Origin of the sequence: Marivita geojedonensis (assembly GCF_002115805.1) — a bacterium.
Classification (GTDB): domain Bacteria; phylum Pseudomonadota; class Alphaproteobacteria; order Rhodobacterales; family Rhodobacteraceae; genus Marivita; species Marivita geojedonensis.
Map to the genome: position 1 here is coordinate 484,162 of NZ_JFKC01000001.1, position 12,463 is coordinate 496,624.

The 12,463-nt window shown below is 60.4% G+C and carries 13 protein-coding genes; 10 read left to right on the top strand and 3 right to left on the bottom strand.

Annotated features, from left to right (window positions below; translation table 11 throughout):
- The first annotated feature begins 68 nt into the window (after nt 1-68).
- Nucleotides 69-1,061 carry an ester cyclase gene (locus MGEO_RS02405; protein ID WP_085635082.1) on the top strand — a complete coding sequence of 331 codons (993 nt, stop codon included), beginning with the start codon at nt 69-71 and terminating at the stop codon, nt 1,059-1,061.
- A 73-nt stretch (nt 1,062-1,134) separates the two neighbouring features.
- Here the strand turns inward: MGEO_RS02405 and MGEO_RS02410 are convergent, their stop codons facing one another.
- The 3 genes from MGEO_RS02410 to MGEO_RS02420 all read right to left on the bottom strand — a co-directional run bounded on the left by MGEO_RS02410 (nt 1,135) and on the right by MGEO_RS02420 (nt 3,285).
- Nucleotides 1,135-2,232, bottom strand: coding sequence for a serine/threonine protein kinase (locus tag MGEO_RS02410; RefSeq protein WP_085635083.1), 1,098 nt, complete (start codon nt 2,230-2,232; stop codon nt 1,135-1,137).
- A gap of 22 nt (nt 2,233-2,254) precedes the next feature.
- The gene (locus MGEO_RS02415; protein ID WP_085635084.1) at nt 2,255-2,596 is read right to left on the bottom strand and encodes a cupin domain-containing protein; all 342 of its coding nucleotides are present in this window, start codon (nt 2,594-2,596) and stop codon (nt 2,255-2,257) included.
- A gap of 125 nt (nt 2,597-2,721) precedes the next feature.
- Nucleotides 2,722-3,285, bottom strand: a complete 564-nt coding sequence (locus tag MGEO_RS02420) for a hypothetical protein (protein ID WP_085635256.1) — start codon at nt 3,283-3,285, stop codon at nt 2,722-2,724.
- Between the two features lie 180 nt (nt 3,286-3,465).
- Here MGEO_RS02420 and MGEO_RS02425 point away from each other — a divergent pair, with 180 nt between their 5' ends.
- The 9 genes from MGEO_RS02425 to MGEO_RS02465 all read left to right on the top strand — a co-directional run bounded on the left by MGEO_RS02425 (nt 3,466) and on the right by MGEO_RS02465 (nt 12,455).
- On the top strand, nt 3,466-4,542 hold the full coding sequence (locus MGEO_RS02425; protein ID WP_085635085.1) for a coiled-coil domain-containing protein: 1,077 nt from the start codon (nt 3,466-3,468) through the stop codon (nt 4,540-4,542).
- A complete protein-coding gene (locus MGEO_RS02430) occupies nt 4,539-5,657 on the top strand; it encodes a hypothetical protein (protein ID WP_085635086.1) in 1,119 nt (372 codons plus the stop codon). Before MGEO_RS02425 ends, MGEO_RS02430 begins: the two co-directional genes overlap by 4 nt.
- 76 nt (nt 5,658-5,733) lie before the next feature.
- Entirely contained in the window at nt 5,734-7,668 is a 1,935-nt protein-coding gene (locus MGEO_RS02435) for an AAA family ATPase (RefSeq protein WP_085635087.1), read from the top strand.
- The gene (locus MGEO_RS02440) at nt 7,665-8,435 is read left to right on the top strand and encodes a hypothetical protein (RefSeq protein WP_085635088.1); all 771 of its coding nucleotides are present in this window, start codon (nt 7,665-7,667) and stop codon (nt 8,433-8,435) included. Before MGEO_RS02435 ends, MGEO_RS02440 begins: the two co-directional genes overlap by 4 nt.
- A 177-nt stretch (nt 8,436-8,612) precedes the next feature.
- Nucleotides 8,613-9,947 (top strand): DUF6638 family protein, encoded by a 1,335-nt coding sequence (locus MGEO_RS02445; protein ID WP_085635089.1) that lies wholly within the window; start codon nt 8,613-8,615, stop codon nt 9,945-9,947.
- A gap of 3 nt (nt 9,948-9,950) precedes the next feature.
- Nucleotides 9,951-10,217, top strand: coding sequence for a hypothetical protein (locus MGEO_RS02450; protein WP_085635090.1), 267 nt, complete (start codon nt 9,951-9,953; stop codon nt 10,215-10,217).
- Between the two features lie 12 nt (nt 10,218-10,229).
- Nucleotides 10,230-10,874, top strand: a complete 645-nt coding sequence (locus MGEO_RS02455; RefSeq protein WP_085635091.1) for a DUF1523 family protein — start codon at nt 10,230-10,232, stop codon at nt 10,872-10,874.
- Between the two features lie 61 nt (nt 10,875-10,935).
- On the top strand, nt 10,936-11,460 hold the full coding sequence (locus tag MGEO_RS02460) for an ester cyclase (protein ID WP_085635257.1): 525 nt from the start codon (nt 10,936-10,938) through the stop codon (nt 11,458-11,460).
- Nucleotides 11,457-12,455, top strand: coding sequence for a LacI family DNA-binding transcriptional regulator (locus tag MGEO_RS02465; RefSeq protein WP_085635092.1), 999 nt, complete (start codon nt 11,457-11,459; stop codon nt 12,453-12,455). Before MGEO_RS02460 ends, MGEO_RS02465 begins: the two co-directional genes overlap by 4 nt.
- The last annotated feature ends 8 nt before the right edge of the window (nt 12,456-12,463 follow it).

The window sequence follows — 12,463 nt, forward strand, 5'->3', positions numbered from 1 at the left end:
TTTCAGCTTGCCGAAGCGGTGAATTCGGGCATTGTGAGGGGACTGCATACGATTGCAAAAGGCCCGCCATGCCCGGCTTCCAATCCGAAAAACAGATTGTCCGCGACTATTACGCCGCTTTGTCCGGGGCTGAAGACAGTGCCACCGTGATGGCGCGGTTCTGCCACCCCGATCTGATCTGGCGCGGCTATCACCCCGTCGGTCTGCTGACCGGACCCGAGGCTGTGGCGGCGCAGTTCTGGACGCCGATCAAGACCGCGCTGACCTCTCTGCAACGGCGCACCGACCTGTTCTTCGCCGGGCGCAACCACATGGCCGAGGATGGCGCGATCTGGGTCGCGTCGATGGGGCATCTGATGGGCCTTTTCGACCAACCGCTCTGGGGCATCCGCCCAACCCGCAAGATCGGCATGCTGCGCGTCGGCGCGTTTCACAAGGTTGAGGACGGCAAAATCACCGAAGAGGTCATGTATTTCGACCTGCCCCACCTGATGATGCAGGCCGGACAAAACCCCTTTGGCCCGCAGACCGGCGCGCATCTGGTGCAGCCGGGGCCGATCACCCATGACGCGCTGCTCTACCACGACGCGCCCGAGGCCGAAGGTGCCGCGACCCTGCACGCCATCAACGCGATGGTTGGGGATCTGGGCGACTGGAACCTTGGCCTACCCTTGGAGGAAGAACTCCGCCGCACCTGGCACGAGGATATGATCTGGTGGGGGCCTGCGGGGATCGGGGCCACCTACACGGTCCCGCGCTATGCCGAACAGCATTCCGGGCCGTTCCGCAAAAGTTTTACCAATCGGTCAAAAACCGGTCACCTTTGTCGGATGGCCGAGGGACATTTCGGCGGGTTCTTCGGCTGGCCCAACTTCACTGCCGAATTCACCGGTGGGTTCATGGGGATGCCGGCCACCGGGAAACGCGTGGAATTCCGGGTGATCGACTTCTACCGCCGCGAGGGGGACAAGCTGGCCGAGAACTGGATCTTCATCGACCTGCTGCACCTCTGGGCGCAGCAGGGTGTGGATTTGCTCGACCGTACGGTTCGGATAGGCTGACCGTACGGGTCGGCGCGGCACGACATTTCGAAATGTCGTGCCACGTGTTTTCGAAAACACTTGGCCCCCAGCCTTACTGGACCGGGAAATAATCCTCGCATTCGCCATCCCGGTAGACATCCGCCGTGCAACAATGCAGGCCGCCGCCAAAGGCATAGGCGTCGCGCAGATCGACCGGGACAACCTCCATCCCCAGCTTGTCCATCTGCTCCATCTGGTAGATCTCGGACGCCTCGACGCAAACCGTTTTGGGGTCAAGCACCAGCACGTTCATGGACAACCATGTGGACGAATAGCACAGCGGCGGCGGTGTGTTATGCGCGGGCTGGGCGGCGTCGACGATTTCCCAGTCGTTCTTCTTGAAGTATTCCCGCTGTTCCTCGGGCAAGCGGCGGTTCGGGTTGTTCAGGATCAGACCGGGGCGCAGCGGCGTGAAGGTCGCGTCGATATGGATCGGGTACGGGTCACCGGGGAAGTTCACGGCGCGGACACGGTGGTCGGGGAAGTGACGGCGCAGCCATTCAATGCCCTTGAGGTTCGTGGTGAACCCGTGCTGCACGATCAGATCCTTGCCAAAGCGCAGCACATCGGCGGCGTCGAACAAAGGCTCTTCCTCGGTGGTGACAAAGAACTTCTCGGCAGTCCATTTGAGGCGCTTTTCGATGCCGATCTTCTCGGACAGGTAATCGGCGTGGTAATCCTCATCCGTCAGACGCGGCTTGGGCGCTGCTTCGTGGCGGAAGTTGACGTCTTCTTCCCAATATTGCTGCATCAGCGGACGATAGCAGAGGTATTCGAACCAGCGGCAGCGATAGGACATCGTCGCCTCAAGGATCTCGTGCCCCACGGTCAGCAGCACATCGCGCGGCGGCATGCAATCCGGGGTCGTGACCGGTTTGGAGAAATCCGTCGGCGTCGGGCGATCCACCCGCACACCGCGCTTGCGCAGCATGTCAGCGAAGTTGTCCAAGAGCTCGTTCGCGCGGTCGATGGTTTCCTGCGGCCGGCGGCCCCACTGGCCGCGCATGTCGCTGTCTTCGGGCACTTTCGCATCCAGCGCAGGTTCTTCCGGCGGGATGTGACAATCGTCGGCGCGGCCCACGATCACGTGGCGCAGCGTGTCCCATTCGTTCCAGCTTTTGACTTGGGTCTTGTCAGGCGACCAATTCATTCGGTTCTTCCTTGGTTGGGGGTTACGTGCGGATCACGTATTCCTTGCGGGTGGTTTCGATGACCTTCCAAGAGCCTGTGAAGCCCGGGCGCAGGATGAAGCTGTCGCCCGACTTCAGCTCGTATTCGGTACCGTCGGCATTGGTGATGATCGAATGGCCGGACAGGATGTGGCAGAATTCCCATTCGTCATAGGAGATACGCCAATGGCCGGGCGTGGATTCCCAGATCCCACAGTAAAGACCATCGCGCTCTTCATGGTTCCACGTCGTGAACTTCGGCGCGCCCGAGATCACGCGGTCGGCGGGTGGCGCGTCTTGCTCTGGTTCGACAGAGGTCAGGACGCGCAGGAACAGGTCGGACATGAGGGACGCTCCTTGGCTGGGTCGCGCAAGGGATGCGTCACAAGACGCAGGTCGGCAAGTCCAAAGACGACGAAAGGCGCCGCAGGGGGGACGCCTTTCGGGTTTTTACCGGATGGTCAAATTTCTCAGTTGCCGAAGTTCGACAACGCCTCAAAGTCGATCGACTCCATCGCCTGCATCATCAACGCCTCATCCCCACCCTCGACGGTGACGAGGATGCGATTGTTCACCAGCGCCATGGCTTGTCCATCATTGATCGCCACACGCTGGCGGCCGACCCGTTCAACCTTCATGCCCATGGCCGCCGCATTGGCGATCATGCCACCCATGCTGACGACCATCGCATTGTCCGCCATCATGGTGATCGTATAATACTGCGACCCGTCCGGCGCACGGTATTCGGCACTGGCGCCCAGGCCGCCCCCCATCATCGCAAGACCGGCCTGCATTTCGGTTTCCACATCACGGCTCCAGCCATCCGGGGCGGCGGGCAGGAATTGCTGGAACGCCTCTGCACGCAGGGCCATCAGTTTCTGACGGGCGTAGTCCAGTTCTTCGAGCGCATAGGTGATGTCACCTTCGTTATAGGCATCAATGGCCGCTTGGAGAGTGTCGGAAATTTCGTCGGCCTGAGCAGAAAGCGGCAGAGAAAGCGCCGCCGTCAGGGCAAGGATGGTAAAACGTTTCATGTCAAATTCCCCAGTGAGATGGTCAAGCACCGCGGTCCGCCGCAGCACCTCGACCACCTTTAAGCGCGATCTTTGCTTCCCTTTCAACCGGGCATTTGCGATTGTTTTGCCAGACCCGGTTCGATAGCCCCCAACACAGCATTGATGGTCGGATCGGATGGATTGATTGGAGGATTTGGAATGGCTGATTTCGACGCTCAGGTTCGCGAGAGTCAGGCACAGGTGGCCGAAGCACAGGCCAAAATCGCGGAGCTGACCAGCCGCATCGAAACCGCACGCGCCAAGATGAAGGATGGCACAGACGTCACCTTCGACATCGAGAACGCGACGCTTGAGGACGTCCACGCACATACGGATGTGATGAACGCGAATATCGCGGAACTGATCATGGGGCTGGACGACGTAACAGCCGCGTTTTCCAAGGATTTCGACGAAATGCGTTCGAAAACCGGATGGGAAAGCTTTGTCGGCATCTTCTCCAAAGGCAAATCCGAGTCCATGCGACAGGAGCGGATGAAAACCGCATCCATTGACGACAAGCTGCAGGACCTGATCGCCAAATCAGACGTGATCGTGAATCTGCTTCAGGGCCAGTTGAATCTGCTGAACGAGCAGAAAGACAAGGTCGAGGTAAACCTCGCCGAAACGCTGGACGAGCGGGAAGCCACCGTTGGTGAGCTTGAGACCGTGCGCGCCGAGATTCTGGCGATGGACCCGAAGATCATCGAGTTGGAAAACAAGATCAGCGTCGAACAGGACGCGGCCGCGCGAACCAAGCTGGAAACCGAACTGGCCGAGCTGAATGCGGCCTACAACGCGATGGTTCAGGACGAGCAGGTCAAGCTGGCCAAGAGCCAGACGCTCGAACGCTATATCGAGAAGGGCAAGACCTGGATCGACTCTCTGCAGAACCAGGCGGCGACGCAGATGGTGCTGATCAACAAGCTCCAGACCGACACCAAGCAGCGCGTGGTTCTGTATGATGCGCTGTCGAAGTCGCTGAAAACTGCACAGCAGCAGGACGTGGCGCACCGGATCAACGAAATCGGCGTGAAGACCGATCAGGAAGCCCAGACCGCGATGGCCGGGATCGGGGCGGCGACCAATCAGAAGATGGCGGACATGCTGGAAAGCCACGAAGACCACATGGTGTTCGCCCGCGAGGTGCTTGAAGCCAAGGCAAAGGCGGACGAACGCTTTGCCCGCCGGTTCCAGGCGATTGTCGAGAAACATGACAAGAACCTGTATGGAGCATGACCAACGCGGCCAATGATCACCGGGGGCTGCCTGACACTCAGGCCAGCCGCCGGTATTTTGCGAAGTTCGAAAAGATCCTCACCCATCTGGGCCGGGTCGCAGCGATGCTGCATGTGGAAAACCGGCTGACCAAGGAAGAGGTCGAGGTGCTGGCGCGTTACGTGACTGCACTCAACCTGACCTTCCGGGCACTGGCGATGAAGTACCTGCTGGTCGGGCGCGACACCGGGCAGTTCTTCGGGTCCCTGACGATGGACGTCAAGGACAGCGGGTTTCCGACGGTGACGGAGCTTCTGGTCATGGCGAATGACGCCGCACAGGCGGCACAGCATTTGCGGACCATGCCGTCGGTCGACGCGCTGAAGGACCAGATGGTGGCCGAGATCATCGGCGACCAGGCGATCCCGACGCGGCTGCAATTCACCCTGAGCCAGCGGCTTTATTACGAGGAACTGACGCGCGGAAAGCTGTTCTGGGCGCGCAATGATCCGCAGTGCCTGTGGCTGTCGGGGACCGAGCCCCGCCGGCGCTATCTGCTGCATTGGGGGGTCTATGACAGCCAGGTGAACCTGCCGACGATCTACCTGATGGAGGTCGAGGACAGTGGCCGCGATGCCCTGCCAAAGGACGACCGGCGCTGGCCCGAGGTGCAGGCGCATCTGATGGCGCAGTCGTTGGGCGGGCTGAAGCTGCTGACCATCGCGCAGGGGTTTGACGAGACCTTTGACGACCTGCATCCCAAGCGGCTGCGGCGGTTTCACATCGGGCCGATGTATTCGCATTCCTTCACCCAGCAGTCCGGCCCGATCCGCGAGGTACTGGAACAGGCCCGCGCGCCCGAGGGGCAGGATTGGGCCTTGGCCTGGACGCTGGAAGAGCTGGAAAGCGAGCGGGTGCGGCAGGAGAAATCGGGGTGGTTTTCCAAGGTGGACCGCGAGGTGTTCGCTTTGGACCCGTTTGCGGGGCGCGGGGCGGAGACCGGGACGACGGCGACCGAACGCATGGTGATCCTGCCGGAGCGGCCGTTCCAGGCGCTGGCGGAATTGAACCCGCCGGGCTTTGCCAGCGTGCGGAAGTTCGTGGTGAACGATGCGGGGCGGGTATTGAGTTATTGACCGTCGCGCTTGCGTTTGCTGCGGGAGCCTCCGGCGGGAGTTTATTTGGCAAGATGAAGTTGAGGAGCGTCGGGATATGTCCGTTTCATCCGATTTGATGGAGTTGCGCGAAGAGGCGATCCGCAAGCATTATGCGGCGGCCAATGCGATGCTGGAGGGGTTCGACCATACGCCACGGGTGGCGGCGGCGTCGGAGTCTGCGGCGGTGGAACGATCTGCGGGGATCGGCACGCGCCGGCGGTTTCGGTCAACAACACCAGGGTTGGTGACACGGTCTACGGCGCGGCCCGAGGGGGTGCATCTGCTGGAGCGGATCGCCGGGTCTGATGGGGAGGATCCGCTGGTGTCGCCCGCGCAGGCATCGGTGATGCATGGGTTGCGGCGGGCTTTGGGGATTGCCCTGGCGGTTGGAGAGGCGTTTTCGGACGCGACGCCCTTGGGCGAAATGAAGCGGGCGAATTTGCAAGGCGCGCTGGGCGCGGACCGGAAGGCTGAGTTCTCGGCTTTGCTTGAGGGGGAGGCGCTGGCGGTTGGGTATGTGTTCGCCAATACGACGGCGTTTCTGTTGGCGGCGCAGGCGTCTGAGGTGACGGTCGATGTGGGCGAGGTGCAGGAGGTTCTGACCGACAACGCACAACTGGCCCTGCATGGGGCGCTTTGGGAGTTGGACCAGAAGCTCAGCACTCATGCGAGTGATGAGCCGCGCATGGTGGCCACTGTCCTCGCCTTTGCCGAGCAGTTGATGGAACGGATCGCCCTGCGCGCTCAGAACGGGGCGCGGACGGGGGCGTTTACCAGCGCCAATTGGCGGGTGGAGGCGGATGACCTGACGCTGCGGGGCTTTACGCCTGCGACCAAGGCCAAGGGCACGACGCTGACCATGCAGTTCAAGAAGCCGCATCAGGTGGTGGGCAACCACATCGCCAAGTATCAGGCGATGCGGCTGGCGAAGATGCTGATGGCCTATGATTTCGAGCGGCGGTTGAACCCGTTTGCCGAGCTTGGTGGGTTCATCTTTACCTTCATGGGGGATGGCGCGCCGGGGACGGGGAAGACGACGCTCATTCAGATGATGGCGGGGTTTATCAATGAATACTGCCAGAACGCGGGTTACACGTTCCGGTATCAGAACTTCGGCATCGACAATATCGACAGCTATCAGGGCAAGTCGGGGCAGAACGCGAAGGCGTTTATCAACAATGTGCTCGACCCGTCGGTGATCGGGTTCGGGACGATTGACGACATCGACCAGATCGCGGGCAAGCGGGGGGATCGGCAATCCAGCGCGGGTCAGCAGGAGGTCACGGCGGTGTTCATGGAGGCCTTTGCCGGGGCGAATACGGTGGTGCGGGGGAACTGCACGTTCGGGATGTTCTCGAACTTCCCGGAGAACGTGGACGATGCGCTGCGGCAGCGGGCGGGGACGCGGTTTCTTGTGGACGGGCCGCAGACGCGGGAGGATTACATCGACATCCTTGCGCTGCTGATGGGCAAGAAGCACGACATTCCGCTGGGGGATCACGAATTGTACGCCGCGCAGCAGATCCAGAAGGCGGTGGCGGCGTCGTTCACATCGCACAACCGGCCCAAGGAACCGGGGTTGATGGACGTGTTCGACCGGGTGTCGTCGCAGATTGGCGCGCTCGATACGATTGCCAAGATGGGCACCTATCTCAAGGCCATTCAGGAGGCCGATCCGCGCTTTACGGGCCGGGCTATCAAGAACATCACCGACGCAGTGAAGGTCCGCGCGATGGATTTCGAACTGCCGGACGAATGGATGGAGCAGCCGGACCTGTTCCTGTTCAAGCCTTATGACGAGAAGGCGGCGATGATCGAAGAGTTACGCAAGCCGATCACGGTCGAGATGGTGATCCAGGAGATCAATCGCTACGCGGATTCCGAGTTCCGTTATGCGGACAAGTCGGATGAGGTGGCCATCGAGGCCATGGTGCGGGACTTCGGGCGGACGGAAGAGGCGAAGCGGCGGTATTTGGAGGGGAAGGGGTGAGTCAAATCCAGAACACAAAAACCATCCATAGAATCAACGTAACGAAAGAAATCCTTAGTTCACTTTCAGATGATGAAATAGCTTTTTTTGCATTGGTGAACCATGCTTATTCTGAGATCAATGTCCTAGGAAGGTTAGCTTATTACTCGGTTAACCACAAAGAGCTCTCGCCCACTCTAAGAGTAGCAGTCACACATCAGAGCTTGACCATAATAAGGTGCCGTTCGGCAAAGCTCTTTGAATTTCACAAAGCCATTGAGAAACAATCTAATGCAGGAAATGAAGATAGGACCGCTGCGATAGCAAGTTTTGCTCTCGACGAGTTCGAGAAACACAACTTGCAAAGAGACTACAACGTCGTTCGCAACATCCGCGACTATACCACAAACCACTATGATCCAGTCCGAGTTAAAGAAAACCTGGAGCACCTGAATGATGAAATGCAACTTGCCCTGTACCTTGCAGAACCTGATGCAAACTCATTCACACTTATAGGTGATGAGATTTCATTTACTGGACGCCTGAATAGAATGTTCGCGTCACGAAAGCTTGAGGAAGGCGAAAGCGCTTTTAACGTTTGGTGGAAGTGGAACCACAGGGCTTGGAAGTGGGTGCGGCTAGTGAGCGCAAAGACCAACGAGGTAATGCTGCTAGACACGCTTCCCGATCAGAGTGTGGACAAAATCGTAATGGATTTGCCCGATGCGTTTGTAGCTGATGGAGATTTCGTATTGCCGGTTTTTACATCGGAAACGGAGACAAAATGACATTGGGCAAATCATGAACACAGAGTTTGAAAAGAACGCGGCGAAGCCGCGACGCGCCCGACCCGCCCCCCAGGGCGGGCGCGTTCCGCACCCACCTTCGGGCCGGGCGCATCGCTTCGTGCTGTGTGGTACGGTTGCGCATGGTGGGTTGGAAACCCACCCTACGAGGGTTGATGTATGAACCGCCTCATCCAATCCGGCCTGATGTTCGGCAACCTGATCCATGTCGCCTCGCCGGCGCTGGTGGAGCGGTACAACCGGGCGCTTGAGGCTCTGACGGGCAAAACCACGGCCCAGACCGATTTCCACATCGACATCTCCGGCTATTCGCCCGAGGTGGGGGACGAGTTGGGCGACCACCTTTACCTCAACCACAACGGGGTGAACCGGCAGTTCATCCTGCTGACGACGCAGCAGAAGACGGCGCCGCTGCTCGATGCGAAGTTTTCGACCTCGCGGGATATCCTGCGGCAGTTCATTGAGGCGAATGAGAGCCAGTTGTTCGCGCTGACCGCCAAGGATGCGGTGGCGGGGGAGTTGGTGAACACGGTGTTCGACGTGTCGAACCCGGAGCGGCTGTTCGATATTCACACCATCAAGATCGAGGCGGACACGACAAGCGGCACAGTGCGCGACGCGGAAAAGCTGGGTGCGCTGGTGGATCGGTTCAAGACGGAGCCGGATGGCTGGCACGATGATGTGCTGATCGCGGACATGATCACTCTGGCGAAACGCACGGGCGATGTGGTGCGCAATCCGGTGCGCCTGCGGCAGATGGAGTTCCGGCAGGAGAACTTTCACACCAGCCATTTCGGCGGGATCTATGTGTTCCGTCAGGTGGAGCATCCGGCGGCGATCTGTTCCGGGGGTGTCGTACCGGGGTTGCCGATTGCCTATACGTTCGGGCTGGACCAACGGAACAAGGTGGCGAAGTTTCTCGACCTGAACGGATTGGTGGAGCCGATCGTGAGGGCGCGGGGGATCGATGCCTCGGCCATTCTGCGGCAGAAGATGGATTTCATCGTTGTGGACATCGCACAGGAGGCGGAGATCGACCTGACCCGGGCGACCCGGCGGGACATTCGCGGGCTGGCGCGGCGCTATGCCGAGCGGCTCCCGCCCGAGTGGCACGCACTGAACCAGTTGGTGCAATGGGCCGATGGGGATGCCAAATGGCCCCGGATCGCGAGCGACCATCCGGCCTATTTCTATACGCTGCGGGCCAGTGACACGAAGGACGCGTCGCTGGTCAACATGCTGCTGTCGGAACTGTCGCCCAAGGATATCCGGCAGCTATACATCTGCCACAAGGAGGCGTTCTACGCCGCCTATCGCGGTTGGACGGACACGAAGCGCGCCTATGTGGTCGATTTCCTGACGCGGGAATACGTGGCCGACAAGGCGGGCGCGCGGGAAGCTTTGTTCGGCCATGACGCGCCGCTTGAAGAGCCTGCGCCCGTGCGCGAGGATATCATCACACGCGTCGGCCCCTGGGGCGCGGTTCGGAGGTAGGGTATGTTTGCACTTGGTCGGTTGCTGGTGATCGGATTTCTGGTCCTGAGCGTGGTCTATATCTGCCTGTCGCTCTATTCCCGCGCGGTGCGGCGCGGGAAACTAGAAAAGGAATGGGACGAGGAGATCCAGCAGGGGGATCGCGAAACCTTCGTCGAGGCGGGATTGCGCGAATATGACGGGTCGCTGCGGCGAAAGCTCATTCTGGGGGTGTATATCGTGCCGCTGACGGTTATCTCTGTCATCATCTACTTGACGAATTTCCACTGAGGGGACGACGCCGTGGGGTATATCAAATGGGCCTTCATCCTGACCTTCTGGGTGCTGTTCGCGTCGTTCCTGCACTACACGCTGCCTCAGCATGATGTTGCGCGGATCACGGATACCGAGGTGCGCCGCATCGATCCCGGCGAGAACCGCTGGTTCTGGGCTTCCGCGGATGTGGGCAGTGACGGCACCCTGCCGAACCGGGATGTGTTCTTCATCTCGACCGTCCGCGACAACGGTCGGGTCATGGTCTATCGCAACGAAGACACAGGCTGGGGCTGGCCGCCCTATTTCAAGTTCGACACGTCGAATTTGCAGGCCGAAGCGGCAGACCTGCGCAGCACGTCGGCCGATCCGCAATGGGTGGTGATCAAGCATTACGGCTGGCGCAACGAATTCCTAACGATCTTTCCCAACGCGATCAGCGTGCGGCCCGTGGACGGCCCCGATGTGCGGATCATCCCGTGGATCAATATCGTCATCCTGACGACGCTCGCGGCGCTTTTCTGGGCGATCTATGTGCGCTGGCGGCGGTTCCGCATCGCGCGCATCGACCCGGTTCTTGAGGACGTGGAAGAGGGGTTTGATGCGGTTGGCGATGGCATCGCGCGTCGTCGCAGCGGGTTCCGCCGGTGGCTGGACAGCTGGAAGTCCAAGTAACGCGCTTGCAAAAGCAACCCGGTTTCGGCCAGTCTCCTGCAAACGCATGCAGTGAGGAATGATGGCAGGCGCGCGACCCGAACAGGCGGTTCTGACCCGCGATACGGACATGTCCAAGACCGCAGACACCCGCCGGGTGATCGAAGGCATGGTGGATGGCCTCAACGACCACCGGATTGCAGATATCGGCGAGTTCTTCGCGGAAGGGTTCCGCTGGATGGGCAATACCGGCTGCGGGACCAAAGAGGGTCTGCGGGAATTCCAGGATAACTGGCAGAAGCCGTTTCAGGCGGCGTTTTCCGACAAGGTCTGTGTCGATGAGGCGCGGCTTTACATGGGCGAATGGGCAGCTGCATTCGGGCGGCAGGAGGCCGTGCATTCCGGGCGGTTCATGGGTGTAGAGCCAACCGGCAAGCGCGTCACGATCCGGTACATGGATTTCTGGAAAGTGGTCGATGGAAAGATCGTCGACAACTACGTGATGGTCGATTTCCCGCATGTGCTGGCGCAGCTTGGCGTTGATGTGTTTGGCGGCGAAGGCTGGGAAGCCTATGACCGGGGCGAGAGGACCCCGCCTGCCCCATGACGACGACGCGCAAGGTTACCTCTCTCGACGTGGCGAAACGCGCCGGGGTCAGCCGGTCCGCAGTGAGCCGTGTGTTCACGCCCGGCGCTTCCGTCAGCGAACGCACAGCGTCGAAGGTGCGCGAGGCGGCACATGCGCTGGGGTATCGCCCTAACGTGTTGGCGCGTGCGATGCTGACCGGGAAGAGCAAGATCATCGGGTTGGTGGTGGCCTACCTCGACAACCATTTCTACCCGACCGTTCTGGAACTGCTTTCCGAGTCTTTGGAGCGCGAGGGATATCACGTGCTCGTCTTCATGGCCGCCCACTCGGCGGATGATGTTGAAGACGTTGTGAGCCAGATCCTCGACTACCAAGTGGACGGGCTGATCCTTGCCTCGGTTGCACTAAGCTCTGACATGGCAAAACGATGCCGCGCGTCCGGTGTGCCCGTGGTGCTGTTCAACCGCAAGCTGGAGGCCGAGGGCGAATTGGCAGTGGTCTCGGACAACCGGATGGGGGGGCGTCTGGCGGCGGATCATCTCATCTCGTTGGGGCGCACGCGCATCGGCTACATCGCCGGTTGGGAAGGCGCGAGTACGCAACGCGACCGCGAGGCAGGGTTTATGGAAGGGCTGCGCGCCGCCGGTCTCGGTCTGTTTGCGCGGGAGGTCGGTGATTACCGCCTGCCCCGTGCCAAAGAGGCGGCACGACGCATGTTCGACACGCCCGACCGCCCGGATGCGGTGTTCGTGGCCAATGACTATATGGCCTTCGGGGTGATGGATGTTCTGCGGTCGGAACTTGGTTTGCGTGTACCGGAAGATGTGGCGCTGATCGGCTTTGACGATGTACCGAGTGCTGCTTGGCCCGCCTACAGCCTGACCACCATCAAACAGGACGCCGAGGCGATGGTGACCACAACAGTGAACGCGTTGCTGTCAGAGATTGGCGGGACAGAGGTCACCTCCCCTGCCCCGTTGCCTGTAGCTTTGATCCGTCGCGGTTCGGCCTGAACCCGGGA